Raw genomic sequence first — 14,903 nt, 5'->3', positions numbered from 1 at the left:
GGACGCTTTCGCCCAGGTCTGGCGTCGCTCACAAGCTCTCGCGGGGATGCCGGCGGACGACAACCACTCCGCCGCCGCCCACGATCCGGTCGGTCAGGAGAATGTGCGCATGGTTGATCACTCTCCCGCGATCCCTCCGCTGTCGATCGTGGACGACAGACAGGCCGCTGCGCTCTCAGGTGACGTGGCCGTCGCAGAGACCTTCACCTTCGGCGGTACCACGGCCGTCATCGGCCCGGCCGGGACGGTGATCATGGCCCCGAACCCGATCCGACCGTCTGGTTCCGTCGGCACGACGAACCCCCGACAGCCGAGCAAGAGCCGCTCGGCGGGTTCCTCATCCAGTTCGCGCTGTACGAAGCCGCAATGGGCGCCGACTACCTGGCGCTCCTGCGCGAGCTGACCGCGGAGCAGGTCGAGCGGCTCACCGAAGGCCTGCACCGTGTGCCGCTGCGGGATCTCCATCCCGCGCTGCGTGCCCGGTTCTATGTGGCTCCGGGACTTGTCCTCCCTGTTTCGGTGTCAGTACGTGACGGCGGCTTCAGCGTCTGGGCCGGTGCCACCCACCGCAGCGGTCTGGCCCCATTGGCCGACACCGGGGTCGAGTGGAGCCGATTCGACGGGTGACCTCACTCGCGTGCCCACAGGGACACGTCGCTGCTCGTCGCCACGGCGATCGTGCGGCCGGAGGGCGAGAAGCCGACTGCCCGAAGTTCGGAGTGGTACGAGTGAAAGACGTGCCACCACCGCTCTCCGTGCCGGCCGGCGTGGGGCAGCCCGCCGTCGCGGGACAACAGGACACGTTCGTTCGGCCAGGCCGGGGTGACGACTTCCAGACTCCAGCCGTCCTCGGTGGTGGTGTGAAGACCTCCGCCGAAAAGCCCCGCGATGTGCACGCGACTTCCAGTGACGGGCCCGAGCCCGGGGCAGGACAAGTCGGCAACAGCATCGGGGGTGCTGTCCTCGGGAGCAGGATCCCGCTCCCTGGCGATCTTCTCTCCGGTGACGGCGTCGAAGAGACCGTGACCGTCGTGCGAGACCACCATCACCAGATCGTGCCCGCTGTCAGGATGCGAGGCGAAACCGATCCCGAGAAGGCCGCCGACGGGGACCAGGGCAACGGGCCGCCAAGGCTCGGGTGCAGGCACGACGGGGGCCGCGATGAGCCGCTTCCGCATGGCCTGCTGATAGGCCGAGAGCCGCGGTTCACCTTCCGAGTGCTCGACCTCAGCCGCCTTCTTCATCCACTTGATCACGGCTTCATGATCCACGCTTGCGCCGGCTCAGCCAACGGAGTTGATGTGATGTGTCAGGGGGTGGTGTGCCGGGGGCTGCGATGTCCGGGACCGATGCGCAGAGTGGGATTCCGGGAACTGGTGAAGCTCAGATTCCCGCTACGGAGACGTGATCGGTGTCGGCGAGGCTTCGCGTCAGGACGGGGCGAGGACGCAGAACTCGTGGCCCTCCGGGTCGGTCAGGCACGTCCAGGGAACGTCGCCCTGGCCGAGGTCGAGGTCGGTGGCGCCGAGGGCCCGCAGCCGGGCCACCTCCGCTGCCTTGTCGTCACCGGGGTACGGCAGCAGGTCAAGGTGGACGCGGTCCGGCACGGCCTTCGCGCCGGGCGTGCGGAGGAACTCGAGATACGGACCGCCACCCTTGGCGGAGCGCAACACCGCAACTTCGTCCGTCACCTCGTGCACGGTCCAGTCCATCGCCTCACCCCAGAACCGGGCCATGGCCCGCGGATCCGCGCAGTCGACCACCACCGCTGCGATCGGCCCGGTGTCCCGGTAGATCTCCCGAGGTTCCAGCACGCAGAACTCGTTGCCCTCCGGGTCGGCGAGGACCATCCACGGCACCGTGCCCTGGCCCACATGGGCGGGCGTCGCACCCAGAGCCTGGAGGCGTGCGACCAACTCCGCCTGACGAGCCGTGGAGGTGGTGGCGAGATCGAGGTGCACACGGTTCTTCGTCGTTGTTCTGGGTCCCGGGACGGGAACTACGTTGATCCCGAGGCCGACCGGGTCGGGCCAAACGAAGTCGCCGACGGGTCCGACATAGCTGGTGACGCCGGGTTGGAAGACGCTCCAGCCGAGCGCCTGCCCCCAGAACCGGCCGACAGCCGAGTGATCAAGAGCCTTGATGTTCACCTGGACAGGTCGCAGTGCCATGCCGACGATCCTAGGGGCCCGCAGTGCAAAGACGCCCCCTGGCTTCGGAGGCCGTCCCCGTATGCTCCCTCCCATGCCAGAGGTTGAGTCGCACGTCGTGGTGGAGCCGGGCGTCGAGTTTCCCGTGCCCGCGCAGGGGGAGCTCTGGACCGTCGGCGCGGTGATCCTGAACCACCGGGGAGAAGCTTTCGCGCAAAGGCGCAGCCCTGACCGGCGCCTGTTCCCCGACACCTGGGACATCGTGGGCGGACACGTCGAGCCGGGCGAGTCGCCGATTCAGGCGCTCACCCGGGAAGTCGAGGAAGAGACCGGCTGGCGCTTGCGCAGCGTGCGCAGATTGCTCGGGACCACGTCCTGGACCGGAGACGACGGCGGTGGACTGCGGCACGAAGCCGACTACCTGGTGGAAGTCGACGGCGATCTCGACCGCCCCGTACTGGAATGGACAAAGCACTCCGCCTACGACTGGTTCGGCCCCGCCGACCTTCACCGGCTCAAGGAGAACCGCTCACCAGGGGACTTCCTGATTCACGACCTGATCGCCAAGGTCGTGCAGCAGGAGCAGGAGCAGGAGCAGGAGCAGGAGCAGGAGCAGGCGCAGTCCTGACAGGGTTCGGCCCGACGGCCACCGTTGTCGCTGTCCCCTACCCGGCCGACGCCGCCGGTCGGAAGCCCACGCCGATCGCGGTCAGATCCCGCTCGTAAGCGCCATGCCGACGAGCGCAGCGGGCCAGATCCCGGTCATGGCGGAACGCGCCGCCGCGGGTGATGTGCGGATCGAAGGCCCAGTCCTCCGTGCCCGGTACGTCGGCGGGGGCACCCGGATAGGGGGCGTAGAGGGTGGATGTCCACTCATCGGCATTGCCGGCCATGTCCAGTACGCCGAAGGGGCTGGCTCCCTCGGGGAACGAGCCGACCGGCATCGTGGTGCCGACGCCGAGGTCCACCAGGTTGGCCAGGCCGGTACGGTACTTCCCGCCCCACGGGAACTCCCGTCCGTCGTCGCCGCGGGCGGCGCGCTCCCACTCGTCCTCGGTGGGCAGCCGCACCTCAATGCCGAGTTGTTCACCGAGCCACCGGCAGTAGGCCGTCGCCGCGTCCCAAGTGACGCCGATGACCGGGTGGTCCGCTGCTCCGCGTGGGGCCGGTCGGCAGGTGGCCCTTGCGAAGAGCGTCCATTGGCCGATGGTGACCTGGGTACGGGCGATCCGGAACGCCGGAAGGTGGATTTCCGTACGCGGCGCTTCCTTCCTGTACCACTCCACCGGCACCCCGGTGTCGGCGTAGCGGTGGGCGACCTCCTCCACCTCGTCGAGCGGCGTCCCCCGACGCAGCAAGCCGGCCGGAACCTCGACCCAATCCACCTCATGGACCTGCATGCTTCCTCCCCGGTCGGCGCGAACAGCTCTCATGCTGACGCAGGCGGCCCACGTGTTCATCCGTCCATGGGCCTACCTCGCCGGCGACCTTGGAACCAGGACCCGGGGGACCGCCACAGCCACCCCGGCTGTGGATCGGCGGGGCGAGCTTCGCACGTTCACAGGTACCGGGCCGGACACGTCAGCCCTCAGGAAGTTCGGCCTGACCGCCTCCCAGGGCACCGTCGTCGACGGTCCGCTCCTCGAGATCGGCCACACCTGCAGCCGTGTCGACTTCGGGCGTGCCCCGGGGGGGAGTGGGTAGATGAGTGGACTGCGACCGGAGTCGGTCACCACTGGGCGCTGGCCGTCGGTCATCGCGCGGGCGACTTCCGGGCCGGCGAGTCTGCTCGGTGTCGACTACCGCCAGGTCTGACCCGCCGCTGCCGCACGTCCGCCGCAAGCCGCGCGGCATCGCGGTGGCACCGGGAAGCGAGGCCGTGCTCGCCACCGCGCGCGACGTCCTGGACCGGTCCGGCGCGGCCGGCACCCCGATCACAGCGATCAGCGTGACCGTCCAGGGGGACGGCTCTGGCTGGTGGACGACTGCGGTCGTCCCACCGGCCCGGCGGCTCTGTGGTCCGACGACCGGGCCGCCGAACTGCTCAGCGACTGGCAGCGGGACGGCACCCTGGACCGTACCTACCGCCGCAACGGCTCTCTGACGTGCGCGGGGATGCCCAACGCGGTGCTCGCCCGGCTGGCGGCCAAAAACCCGGAGCGGCCGGCCCGGTCGGCCACCGCGCTGACCGCGGGCGGCTGGATCTTCCTCAACCCCACGGGTCGGCGCGCCACGGACGAGTCCGACGCCTCGGTGCCCTTCTCTGGAGTCGGGTATCCGGGCGGCGTCCCGGACCGGGGCCGTCCTTCGGCGGGTTCGCGACCGGACGGCCGCGCCGTGGTGCACCGCAGAGCACAACACCACGGTGCCACCCAATACCACTGTTCCCAGGCACAGCGGCGACGAAGGCCGCGTGAACTGCTCCTGTTTGACATCGTCGCCGAGCCTCCACCATGCTTGTGCTAATTAATTAGTGGAAGGGTACTTAGGGGCAGGGCTGTGGCCGCCCGTGCGGGTGCGCATCACGCGGCCCGCCACGAGGCGTGCGCTCACCTGCGCAAACACCCTTCGGAGGGGGCCCGCGCACCGTGGGTAATCCCTTGTCGTACGCGACGTCCGATCCCGCGCATGGGCACGGGGTGGGTCGCATGAGTCTGCGCCATGGAACGGGAATGCAGGTCAAGGAACACAGTGAGAAGAGTGGGTCCAACGATGTGATTGGACCGCACAGCGGGCAGGTGCGCCTGGCCGCCATAGACGGGCTCCGCCTCGTCGCAGCGGTGATGGTGGCCGCGTATCACTTTCTGGGGACGCCCACCCCGCACTTCTGGGGAGAGACGGAGATCCGGGACTTCGCCCCCTTCCTGCACGAGGTCAGCCGCTACGGCTGGCTCGGCGTCGAGTTCTTCTTCATCATCAGCGGATTCGTCATCTGTATGAGCTGCTGGGGGAGGACCACCGCACAGTTCACCGTGTCCCGGATATCACGGCTCTTCCCGGCCTACTGGTGCGCGGTGCTGCTGGTCGTGCTGCTCGTCCTGGTCGCACGGCTGGGCGACTGGCCTGCCGCCACACGCATCGACCCTCGTACGGTCCTGGGGAACCTGACGATGGCACCGGGGCCACTGGGGCTCGACCTGATCAGCGGAGTCAGCTGGACGCTCTGGGTGGAGGCGCGCTTCTACCTGCTCATGGCCGTGCTGCTGATCTTCGGGCTGTCCTATCGGCGGGTGGTGGCCTTCTGCGGTGCCTGGCTGCTGGCCGGTGTCATCGCCCTGGAGGTGCACTCGCCCTTGCTCAACGAGTTCGTACTCACCCGATACACCGGCCTCTTCGTCGCCGGGATCGTGCTCTACCTCATGCGCAGGTTCGGACAGAACCTCCTTCTGTGGCTGCTGCTCGGCTTCGCCTGGTGCTACGAACTCACCGTGCTCCAGATCCGGGTGGACGGCCATGTCACCACGATTCCCGGTGAGAGCCAGCCGTCCTGGGCGGTGTGCGCCGCCATACTCACCGTCTGTCTCGGACTGCTGGCACTGGCCGGTGTCGGACCGCTGTCAGGCCTGCAGTGGCGTTGGCTGGTCACGGCCGGGGGGCTCACATACCCCTTCTACCTCATTCACCAGAGCATCGGAGTTCCCCTGGCCAAGGGCTTGATCCGGGCATTTCCGGAGGTGGGTCCGCTGCCTGCGATGACGGTGTCCGTCCTCGGCATGCTCGGTCTGGCCTGGGTCATCTGGAAGTGGGTGGAGGGTCGGCTCGGACGCCTCCTGAGGCAACGGCTGACACAGGATGTGCACGTGCCGGACCTCGTTGCGAAGCCCGCTCTCACCCGCGCGTCATAGGTTCCGTGGACCTTCCTGCTCCGAGGCCCGCGGGAGTCCCTGGGCAGGCTCGGTCCGCAGGACTCGCGTCTCTGATGCCGACGCCGCGCCTACGCGTACGGGCCGGTGAGGACATCGTCGTCGATGTCCTCACCGGCCCGGTAGGTCCGCGCTGCGCAGACGCAGCTCAGCTGAACTGGCCGACCACGTAGCCGCCGGCCGGCTGCTGGTTGATGATGTTGATGCGGTTGTAGGCGTTGATCACGGCGATCAGAGACATCAGCGCGACGAGCTGCTCCTCGTCGAAGTGCTTGGCAGCGTTCGCCCAGGCCTCGTCGGTGACCCCACCGGCCCCGTCGGCGATCCGCGTGCCCTGCTCGGTCAGCTCCAGGGCGGCGCGCTCCGCCTCGGTGAAGACCGTCGCCTCCCGCCACGCGGCGATCAGGTTGAGCCGCACCGACGTCTCACCGGAGTGGATCGCCTCCTTGGTGTGCATGTCGGTGCAGAAACCACAACCGTTGACCTGACTGGCTCGAACCTCCACCAGATGCCGAATGTTATGGGGCAGCGTCGAGTCCATCAGAACCTTGCTGGCGGAAACGAGGTGCTTGAGCACCTTGCCGGCGAAGGGATTGCCGTAGTAGTTGAGACGCGATTCCATGGAATCTCCCTGGATGGTTGCTGATACGAACTATTGACCGGGGAGGGCCGCAGAGTGTGACGCCAGGGCTGTCCGAGGTTCTCCACAGTCCTGCGACCGGATGTCGATCACTCGGTCGGGGACCTCGCTGGCCCCTGGCTCGACCGGGACGGCACGGTCAGACAGTGGTGACGACCTGCTCGTAGGTCAGGCGAGGAGAGCGGGGGAACCACGCGTTCTCGCCCGGCCTGCCGATGTTGACGACGGTGAGTACCAAGTGGTCCCCGTCGCTGAAGAACTCCTTGTCGATGCCGGCTGCGTCGAAGCCGGTCATCGGGCCCGCGGCCAGGCCGGCGGCGCGGATGCCGATGATGAAGTAGCCCACCTGCAGTGCCGCGTTGAACCTGGCGGACCGCTCACGCACCGTACGATCACCGAAGAGATCCCTGGCCTGCGGGAAGTGCGGGAACTGGCTGGGCAGTTCATCGTGGAACTCGTTGTCCGCGGCGAGGACGGACGGCGAGGGCCTGGCAGGGACCGACGCTCAACTCGTCGAGCACACTGGTCCGCAGCAGGAACTCGCGCTGTTCGGTGGTGAGCCGCTGCAGCACCTCGGTGGCCAGATACTCCGCGACCGCCTGCCCGACGCGGGCCAGTCTTGCTTCCCTGTTCGGCCTCGTCAGCGACGCGCGCGAGCGCGTGCCCCATGAGGAACAGTCCGGCCGCCCAGACTTCGGTGGCCTCGTGCAGCGCCTTCCAGGCGTCGACGGTGGCAGCGGGCCCGATCAGCTCTGTGAGCAGGGCCTGAGTCTCCTCCCGGGTGAAGGCCAGGTCGCGCTGGTCGAGTTCAGCGATCAGACCTCTGGCGCGCAGGGTCGGCAGAGGCCTGCCGAGAAGGTGCCGGGTCGACAGAATGATGCGAAAACCCTGCGGAAGCCGGGTCAGGAAGTCCTCCAGGCTACGGACGGCGGCGGCATCGGTGACGCATTCCAGTCCGTCCAGGATCAGTGTGAGCGGTCCCTCCGCGCCCAACTCGGTCAACAGGCCCGGCAGGATCTCCTCGAGCCATGACTCGGGCGTCCATGCGGCACGGTCGAGGCGGGTGCGCAGTGCCGGCCGTGCGTGACGCAACGCCCGCAGGATGCCGGCCCGGAGCGGCGTGGTGGGCGTCCAGGCTGAACCAGGCGCATTCGCCGCGAGCGGCCGCGCCACGCGACCACTCGGCGAGAAGCACGGTCTTGCCGGCGCCGCCGGCGCAGAAACAACCACCACGGGCTCGGACGCCGCGTCCAGCCGCCGCAGCAGACGTGGACGTGGCACGAGATGGCGGGGCTGGGCCGGAGGCCGGAGATCGAAGCTCGGCGCGGAACCGGTCATGACACCTTCCGTCGAGTCGGCGGGACGACCGGAGCCCCCGGCGGCCCTGGCTCGCCTTGCGAGAGCCGGACGCCGGGGTGGTCGGTGACCGGTCACCGCCCCGCAGCGGCCCCGTTCAGAAGCACGCCTAGGTCCCGAGCGTGCCGAAGGATCCCGCGAAGTAGAGCAGCGGCCGTCCGTCCGTCCTGTGTGCGCAATGGCTGACGTCGCCCACGAAGATGGTGTGGTCGCCGCCGGGGAGCGCCGCCGCGACATCGCACACGACGGCCGCGATGGCGTCCTTCAACACCGGCACGCCGTGGTCGTCGATGGTGTCGACTCCCGCGAACTTGTCCGGTTTGGAAGCGGCGAAGTTCCGGGCGAGGGCCTCGCTGCCCTCGCCGAGGACGTTGACGGCGAAACGGCCGTGCTCCGCTATCGCAGTTCGCGTGTACAGGTGGTTGTTGATGCACACGAGGAGTTGGAGCGGGTCCAGGGACAGGGCGGACACGGCGCTGGCCGTCATGCCGATCGGGGTGCTTCCGGAACGGGTGGTGATCACGCTGACAGCAGTGGCGAGCCGGCTCATCGTGGCTCGGAAATCGACTGTGGTGCCGAGGGTTTCAACCATGGAGGACCTCCCTGAAGGTGAGTCTGGGTCCTGGTGCCGTTGTGCAACGTGCAACACCGGCCGTTAATGTCGGAGAAACGTGCCCGCCCCCGACGCCACCGGGTGTTCACACGGTCTGCGGGCTCGTCGACGCGGTCGGTCGACCGTGGGTCGGCCGGCCGCGGACGGTGGTACACCGAACTCCTGCATGACACGCGGACAGCTCGGTACAGATCGAGCAGATCGCCGGCCTTGGTATCACCGGCATCGCGCGGTACGTCGTCGGATATCGCCGCGCGTCCTGGACGACCGCCCCCGTGTGGCGGCCCGTGACGATCAGTCCGCGGTGATCGGTTCGAGGACGAAGGTGCGTCGTACCACGGTGTACGGTTCGTCGGTCAGCTCGCTGCAGGGCCCGGCGCCGGACTCGTATCTGCGGGATGCCGACGGATCCCGGTCGGCGGACCGTGGAAGGAGGTCTGTCTCCGCCAGGTGTTCGCTGCCGTCAGGAAGCGTCACTCGATGGCGATCGGCGTGCGGCAGCCGCCTGCCTGCTGCGGCGACCCGTCTGCCGAGCTTGTTCCGCCGCCTGCTCCGTTCGTGGATCTTCCTCCCACCGTGCAGTTTGCCGTGCTCGTCACGGTGGGCATGCTGTCGTCTGATCGTTGCCCGCCTTGCCGGGCCTCACCTGACGTGCCCTCCGGGCGACTGCGTCGGGCGGGAGCGTCCTGGCCGAGTCTTCGTCGTCGCGAAGCAGGTCATGGCCGGCACCGCACGCACGGAAGTCGGAAAGGGAGAACAATGAATCGACGTAGGTTCATGGCGTCCACCGCGGGTACCTCCGCGGCGGCCTACGCATCGTCCCTGCCGTCCGCCGCGGCAGCCCAGGCCGACCTGAACGATCTCGCCTCGCTCTGGGACGTCGACCGTTCGGTCGCGAATCTGGAGAATGCCTACTGGGGAGTCATGCCGCGCTCGGTGGAGCGCGAGTACGACCGGCAGACGCGTTTCCTCAACCGTCACAACGTCACCTTCGTACGGGACGGCATACCGGGACATGAGCGGACCGTGGCCATGGACAACGTGCGGGCCGAGGTCGCGGCGCTCATGGGTGTGGCGAAGGAGGAGTTCACGCTCACCCGGAACGGCACCGAGGCCATGCAGAACCTGATCATGCAGTACGGCGCGCTGAAGCCCGGTGATTCGGTCATGTACGCGGATCTCGACTACGACGAGATGCAGCAGGCGATGGAGTCGCTCCGCCAGTACCGTGGCGTCGACGTCATCAAGTTCGCGATCCCGGAGCCGGCCACCACCGCCAACATCCTGGAGGCCTACCAGGCACAACTGAACGCGGCGCCGGCCGGATTGAAGCTTCTGCTGGTCACCCACCTGTCCAATCGCACCGGAATCGTCATGCCGGTGCGGGAGATCGTGAACATGGCCCGGTCGCGGGGCGTCGACACACTCGTCGATGCGACCCAGACGATCGGTCACCTCGACTACACGCTCCAGGACCTCGACGCCGACTACGTGGGCTTCTCCCTCCACAAATGGCTGTGCGCACCCATCGGCACCGGTGCCATCTGGATCCGCGGTACGAAACTGCACCGGATCGAACCCTGCATGGGAAACACGATGCTCCCCGCCGAGGACACGCGGTCACGGTCCAGCGTGGGAACCGTCAACTTCGCCGCCGCGCTGACGGTGCCCAAGGCCATCGAGTTCCACCGGTGGATCGGAGGGCAGCGCAAGCAGCGGCATCTGCAGTCCCTGCGCGACTACTGGGTGGAGCGAGTGCGTGACATCCCAGGCATGGAGATTCTCACTCCCGACGATCCGGCGCGGCACGGCGCGGTGACCAGTTTCCGGCTGCCGGCGATGAAGGACTACGTGCAGGCCCAGAAGATGTCGAAGCTGCTGCTGGAGAAGCACAAGATCCTCACGGTCGCCCGAAGGGGAATCGAGCGAGGCAGCGTCGTACGCGTGACCCCGACGCTGTACAACACGCGTTCCGAGCTCGACCGGCTGGTCAAGGCCCTGCGTCTGGAGAGCCGGGCCTTCGGCTGACCCCGAGCCTTCGACGGCGGCCACCGGGAACGTGACGATGTCCTGCCGGTTCACCCGGGGCCTGGGGACGATCAACGGCGCAGGGTGCGGCGGGCGCGCCCCGCCCAGACCAGCGAGGCACGGGCCGCCCGGCGGGGCCAGGGAGAGAAGGGCGGGACATCATGCGCCGGGGCGACGGCAGTCCGCTTGCGGTGGTGGAGGGAGATCGCGCCGCCGATGCCGCCGGTGAGTGTGAGGAGCAGTCCTGCCGCCAAGAGGGTGTCGTTGACCGTGTTGGCCGCTGATCCCTTCCAGTCCGCGTTGTACAAGTCCCCCTTCCAAGGCCCGTAGGAGACCGCCCACCCCACTTCATAGGTGGGGATGAGCGGGTCGCGGTGGCCCAGACATGGGAATGTTCCCGTCGTGCGCTGCCCGGTGAAGGCGTCCTCGTAACGCACCTTGCACGGGCCTGGGGCGGTTGTGCCGTCGATCACCGTGAGCTCGACCATGGGATCACCGTCGGCGGCCTCCGACCCTGCGAAGCCGAAACCCGCCGCGATCAAGCCGACCAGCAGGATCCACCGGAAGCGGGCCCGACGCCGCCTGGGCGCGATCGGGGAGGTCGCGGCCATGACGGTGGCACCGGAGACGGGCAGTACGGATCCTGTCGCCGGGGTGTCGGCAGTCGGTTTCCGGCCGGGCGCACGGCCGGCGGCCCTGGTCGCTCGGTCCGTTCCGCTCAGATCGGGTCGCATTACCTGTACCCCCGTCCATCAACCCGCCCGCTCCCCAGCATAGTTACGTATCCGCCCATCGACCGGGCCGCCGACCGCACTTCGCCGCGGAGGTCTACGCCACCTCGTTCACCCACGCCCGGCCCGGACGTCTTCGCCCGGGGCGGGAGACGCGGTTGCGGGCTGCGAGCCGTCGGTCCGCGGACGGACGCGTGTCACCCTGCTGACCGAGGTTCGGTGGCGCCTAAAATGATCGCATCAATGCCCAACCGGGTCTCCCGTGCCAGGCCGCGCAGCCGGTTCTGCACGAAACTGATGAAGGATTGCGTCTATGCATTATCGTCATCTCGGTCGCAGCGGACTGGTTATCAGCGAGATCGCCTACGGCAATTGGCTCACCCACGGTTCTCAGGTGGAGGCGGAAGCGGCCACCGCGTGCGTGCGCGCGGCCCTGGACACAGGCATCACGACTTTCGACACGGCCGACGTCTACGCCGGTACGAGGGCCGAGACGGTCCTGGGTGAAGCGCTGAAGGGCGAGCGCCGCGAGGGGCTGGAGATCTTCACCAAGGTCTACTGGCCGACCGGACCCGGCCGCAACGACCGAGGGCTGTCCCGCAAGCACATCATGGAGTCGATCGACGGGTCGCTGCGACGTCTGCAGACCGACTACGTCGACCTGTACCAGGCCCACCGCTACGACATGGAGACGCCGCTGGAGGAGACGATGGAGGCGTTCGCCGACGTCGTCCACTCCGGCAAGGCGCACTACATCGGTGTCTCCGAGTGGCCCGCGGAGCACATTCGCCGCGCTCATCACCTGGCGCGAGAGCTGCGCATCCCTCTGGTGTCCAACCAGCCCCAGTACAACGCCCTGTGGCGGATCATCGAGGGGGAAGTGGTGCCCACCTGCGAGGAGCTGGGCATGGGCCAGGTGGTGTTCTCGCCGATCGCGCAGGGTGTGCTGACGGGCAAGTACCAGCCGGGGCAGCAGCCCCCGCAGGGCTCGCGGGCCACCGACGACAAGGGCGGGTCCGACATGATCGCGCGGTGGATGCGCGACGAGGTGCTCCATGCCGTCCAAGAGCTCAAGCCGCTGGCCGCCGACGCGGGACTGTCCCTCGCGCAGCTGGCCGTGGCCTGGGTGCTCCAGAACCCCAACGTCTCTGCCGCCATCATCGGCGCCTCACGTCCGGACCAGGTCACGGAGAACGCCAGGGCGGCGGGTGTGGTGCTGGAGGATGATCTCCTGAACCGCATCGAAGAGGTCCTGGCGCCGGTGACCACCACCGATCCCAAGCGGGTCCACGACAACGTCTTCGAGCGCCGCCCCTGAGCGCAGACGCTTCGCGGACCGGGGCAGTCGATCGCCGCGGTATCGGAGCCTGGCCGCTTCCGGATCCGTGTGCGGTTCTCCCGCGCACGGATCCGGCCCGGGACGACACGCCCTTGCGTCGCCTGCTTCAGGCCCCAGCGGCACGGACCGCACCCAGGAACTCGTCGACGTCGAACGTCGCGTGGGAGATCGCCGGGTAGCGCTTGATCATCGCGTCGTACGCCTCGGGCCCTGCGTCCGACGCCGTGGCGTCGGTGAAGATCGTGACGTGGTAGCCGCGTTCCATGCAACTGCGCGCCGTGGATTCCACACACATGGTGCCGATCATGCCCGCGATGGCGATGTACTCGACATCGTGCTGTCGCAACTGGACGTCCAGGTCGGTGGTCGCCAGGACATCGATGTTCTTGTGCGGAGCGATGACGATCTCGCCCTCGACGGGGGAGAGGTCGGCGTGGAACTCAGCGCCCCAACTCCCCTCCTGGAACATCCGGTTCTCGAACATGACCTGGTGGATGCCGGCCGGGTGCTTCCAGGTGGTGTAGTCCTCCTCCGTGTACGACATGGGGGCGAAGAACACCGGTATCCCCAGTTCACGGGCACCCGCGAGAAGGCGTTTGAGGTTTTCGAACGTACCGATCCGGTCGAACTCGGCCTTGTAGAACGGGTATCCCTTGCCGTTCTCGTGGAAGACCTCGTTGGTCGTGTCGATGAGGAGCAGACCCACCCGTCCCGGCTCATACGGTGTGCTGGTCACGGAAGCCTCCGGTCCGCGAGCGGCTCGCGCCCACATAAAAGGTCGGGATGTGACGGAATACGCAAATGCTCACTGTATCGGAGTTATGGGCTTGAGCTGGAAGAAAGGCGGAACTGATCAACTTCTCGGGTGATGGCAACGGCTTCCGGGTGCGCGCGCCGGCCATCGGTCACCGGGTTTGTTGCATTCTCAATCACCGACTCGACGCTGAGTTCTGGTCACAAGCAGCTTCGTCAGCGGTCGCCGGGCCTTGTTTACGTTCCCCCCGGCCCGGAGTACCAGTCTCTCGGCGCGTGGAGAGAAGAACCTGCCTGTGCAGGAAGCTGAGACGAGGCAGGAAAGGGGTGCGGTGGCTATGAGTATGCAACAGACTCCGGGTTGCGTTCAGCCCCCTGATTCCTGGTACGAACCCGCACCGCAGCCATCACGCTGGATGCGGACGGCCGGGTGGTCACATGGACCCCGGAGGCGGCAGAGTGGCTCGGTTTTGCCGCGGTCGATGCCATTGGCATGCCGGTCGCCTCTTTGCTTGCTGAGGAGGGTGGCGGCGCCGCTTCCGCCTCACGATTCCAGGAGGAAGCCGGCCGGGTGGGCAGGGCCACCTTGCACGGCCAGGACGGATCCGCTGTGGACGCCTGGGTGCGATTCGATCAGATACGTCATTCGGCCGGGGAGGCGACCTTCTGGTTGGTCACCATGACCGGCCTCGACAGTGCGAGGTACGCCGATATGGGTTCGGCGCTGCTGGAAGCGATGTTCGGAAATGCCAGGACCGGTCTGATCGCCTATGACTCGGATCTGCGGGGTTGTCTTCGCGAATCCAGAACTTCAGCGTTGGCCTCAGATTTCGGGTGAGCAGTTGGCGGGTCGGTCCTTCGCCGATTTCGTCGTGGGGGCGCAGGCAGAGGCATGCGAAATTCCCCAACTGTCCGCGAGCCCACCGGTGGGAATGAATCTGCTCGGGCTGTCATCACCGGCCGCGGACATGGAACTGCAGCCCGGTACATCCCTCGTGCTGTTCTCCGACGGGCTGATCGAAAGACGGGACCGGGACATCGAGTCGGGTGTGGATTTCCTCCGGAGCAGCCTCCACAACGCCCAGGCATCACCTGATCGGCTCTGCGACCTGATACTGCGCACCATGGTGGGTTCCGCGGGACCGGTCACCGACGACGTGACCGTCCTCATCGCGCGCATCAGGGCAACTTCCGAACCTCGTTGAGGGTGCGGCCGAGCCCGAGAGATACCGCCGGCCGGGACCACAGACGCAACTCCCGTCACCGAAAGCGGATGCCATTGCCCATCGCCACAGTCCGGCTTTTGTGCTCGGCTCGTAGGTCGGCTCCGCGGATGACCTCTGCCGCGTCTCATCCCTGCGGCTGACCCTGAAGTTCGTCGCAACTGCGGAAAGTACCGGCCGCAGATGGCCCAAGACTGGATGTGTGCC

At 67.6% G+C, this 14,903-nt stretch carries 18 protein-coding genes and 2 pseudogenes; 9 read left to right on the top strand and 11 right to left on the bottom strand.

Annotated elements, in window-relative coordinates; genetic code table 11:
- Positions 1 to 117: 117 nt before the first annotated feature.
- The 3 genes from DN051_RS03045 to DN051_RS03035 form a co-directional block, all read right to left on the bottom strand.
- Entirely contained in the window at positions 118 to 465 is a 348-nt protein-coding gene (locus DN051_RS03045; protein WP_112437898.1) for a hypothetical protein, read from the bottom strand.
- Between the two features lie 164 nt (positions 466 to 629).
- Positions 630 to 1,244, bottom strand: a complete 615-nt coding sequence (locus DN051_RS03040) for a hypothetical protein (protein ID WP_053756893.1) — start codon at positions 1,242 to 1,244, stop codon at positions 630 to 632.
- Between the two features lie 186 nt (positions 1,245 to 1,430).
- Positions 1,431 to 2,171, bottom strand: coding sequence for a VOC family protein (locus DN051_RS03035; protein ID WP_112437897.1), 741 nt, complete (start codon positions 2,169 to 2,171; stop codon positions 1,431 to 1,433).
- Positions 2,172 to 2,244: 73 nt separating this feature from the next.
- On the opposite strand from DN051_RS03035, the gene DN051_RS03030 reads away from it, so the two are divergent.
- Positions 2,245 to 2,778: an NUDIX hydrolase gene (locus tag DN051_RS03030; protein ID WP_112437896.1), complete on the top strand. Its 534-nt coding sequence runs from the start codon at positions 2,245 to 2,247 to the stop codon at positions 2,776 to 2,778.
- A 37-nt stretch (positions 2,779 to 2,815) separates the two neighbouring features.
- Here the strand turns inward: DN051_RS03030 and DN051_RS03025 are convergent, their stop codons facing one another.
- On the bottom strand, positions 2,816 to 3,550 hold the full coding sequence (locus DN051_RS03025; RefSeq protein WP_112437895.1) for a formylglycine-generating enzyme family protein: 735 nt from the start codon (positions 3,548 to 3,550) through the stop codon (positions 2,816 to 2,818).
- Positions 3,551 to 3,704: 154 nt separating this feature from the next.
- On the opposite strand from DN051_RS03025, the pseudogene DN051_RS03020 reads away from it, so the two are divergent.
- The 3 genes and pseudogenes from DN051_RS03020 to DN051_RS03010 all read left to right on the top strand — a co-directional run.
- Positions 3,705 to 3,965, top strand: a pseudogene (locus tag DN051_RS03020) (arabinose isomerase); the annotation flags it as partial.
- 162 nt (positions 3,966 to 4,127) lie between these two features.
- Positions 4,128 to 4,616 carry an FGGY family carbohydrate kinase gene (locus DN051_RS03015; protein WP_246040888.1) on the top strand — a complete coding sequence of 163 codons (489 nt, stop codon included), beginning with the start codon at positions 4,128 to 4,130 and terminating at the stop codon, positions 4,614 to 4,616.
- Positions 4,617 to 4,798: 182 nt separating this feature from the next.
- A complete protein-coding gene (locus DN051_RS03010; protein WP_246040887.1) occupies positions 4,799 to 5,995 on the top strand; it encodes an acyltransferase family protein in 1,197 nt (398 codons plus the stop codon).
- 166 nt (positions 5,996 to 6,161) lie between these two features.
- Here the strand turns inward: DN051_RS03010 and DN051_RS03005 are convergent, their stop codons facing one another.
- From DN051_RS03005 to DN051_RS48100, 3 genes and pseudogenes are all read right to left on the bottom strand, one after another.
- Entirely contained in the window at positions 6,162 to 6,635 is a 474-nt protein-coding gene (locus tag DN051_RS03005; RefSeq protein ID WP_053756799.1) for a carboxymuconolactone decarboxylase family protein, read from the bottom strand.
- A gap of 157 nt (positions 6,636 to 6,792) precedes the next feature.
- Positions 6,793 to 7,140 (bottom strand): annotated as a pseudogene (locus DN051_RS03000) (nitroreductase family protein); the annotation flags it as partial.
- Entirely contained in the window at positions 7,097 to 7,225 is a 129-nt protein-coding gene (locus tag DN051_RS48100; protein ID WP_484419997.1) for a winged helix-turn-helix domain-containing protein, read from the bottom strand. The pseudogene DN051_RS03000 and the gene DN051_RS48100, both read right to left, overlap by 44 nt.
- A 4-nt stretch (positions 7,226 to 7,229) precedes the next feature.
- On the opposite strand from DN051_RS48100, the gene DN051_RS02995 reads away from it, so the two are divergent.
- A complete protein-coding gene (locus DN051_RS02995) occupies positions 7,230 to 7,685 on the top strand; it encodes a hypothetical protein (protein ID WP_162624819.1) in 456 nt (151 codons plus the stop codon).
- Positions 7,686 to 8,118: 433 nt separating this feature from the next.
- Here the strand turns inward: DN051_RS02995 and DN051_RS02990 are convergent, their stop codons facing one another.
- Both DN051_RS02990 and DN051_RS02985 read right to left on the bottom strand, forming a co-directional pair.
- The gene (locus DN051_RS02990) at positions 8,119 to 8,601 is read right to left on the bottom strand and encodes a flavin reductase family protein (RefSeq protein ID WP_063797218.1); all 483 of its coding nucleotides are present in this window, start codon (positions 8,599 to 8,601) and stop codon (positions 8,119 to 8,121) included.
- Between the two features lie 315 nt (positions 8,602 to 8,916).
- Positions 8,917 to 9,099, bottom strand: a complete 183-nt coding sequence (locus DN051_RS02985; RefSeq protein ID WP_112437892.1) for a hypothetical protein — start codon at positions 9,097 to 9,099, stop codon at positions 8,917 to 8,919.
- Between the two features lie 282 nt (positions 9,100 to 9,381).
- On the opposite strand from DN051_RS02985, the gene DN051_RS02980 reads away from it, so the two are divergent.
- Positions 9,382 to 10,650, top strand: coding sequence for an aminotransferase class V-fold PLP-dependent enzyme (locus tag DN051_RS02980; protein ID WP_162624818.1), 1,269 nt, complete (start codon positions 9,382 to 9,384; stop codon positions 10,648 to 10,650).
- Positions 10,651 to 10,721: 71 nt separating this feature from the next.
- Here the strand turns inward: DN051_RS02980 and DN051_RS02975 are convergent, their stop codons facing one another.
- Positions 10,722 to 11,261, bottom strand: coding sequence for a hypothetical protein (locus tag DN051_RS02975; RefSeq protein ID WP_112437890.1), 540 nt, complete (start codon positions 11,259 to 11,261; stop codon positions 10,722 to 10,724).
- A 433-nt stretch (positions 11,262 to 11,694) separates the two neighbouring features.
- On the opposite strand from DN051_RS02975, the gene DN051_RS02970 reads away from it, so the two are divergent.
- The gene (locus DN051_RS02970) at positions 11,695 to 12,699 is read left to right on the top strand and encodes an aldo/keto reductase family protein (protein ID WP_112437889.1); all 1,005 of its coding nucleotides are present in this window, start codon (positions 11,695 to 11,697) and stop codon (positions 12,697 to 12,699) included.
- A gap of 127 nt (positions 12,700 to 12,826) precedes the next feature.
- Here the strand turns inward: DN051_RS02970 and DN051_RS02965 are convergent, their stop codons facing one another.
- Positions 12,827 to 13,456 carry a cysteine hydrolase family protein gene (locus DN051_RS02965; protein WP_246040884.1) on the bottom strand — a complete coding sequence of 210 codons (630 nt, stop codon included), beginning with the start codon at positions 13,454 to 13,456 and terminating at the stop codon, positions 12,827 to 12,829.
- A gap of 447 nt (positions 13,457 to 13,903) precedes the next feature.
- Here DN051_RS02965 and DN051_RS02960 point away from each other — a divergent pair, with 447 nt between their 5' ends.
- Both DN051_RS02960 and DN051_RS02955 read left to right on the top strand, forming a co-directional pair.
- A complete protein-coding gene (locus DN051_RS02960) occupies positions 13,904 to 14,311 on the top strand; it encodes a hypothetical protein (RefSeq protein ID WP_162624817.1) in 408 nt (135 codons plus the stop codon).
- A gap of 94 nt (positions 14,312 to 14,405) precedes the next feature.
- Complete coding sequence (locus tag DN051_RS02955) at positions 14,406 to 14,678, top strand: SpoIIE family protein phosphatase (RefSeq protein WP_246040882.1); 273 nt, start codon at positions 14,406 to 14,408, stop codon at positions 14,676 to 14,678.
- Positions 14,679 to 14,903: the final 225 nt, after the last annotated feature.

This window comes from Streptomyces cadmiisoli (assembly GCF_003261055.1).
Taxonomy (GTDB): domain Bacteria; phylum Actinomycetota; class Actinomycetes; order Streptomycetales; family Streptomycetaceae; genus Streptomyces; species Streptomyces cadmiisoli.
The sequence above is the reverse complement of the archived record's forward strand: the minus strand, read 5'-3'. Positions and strand labels throughout refer to the sequence as shown.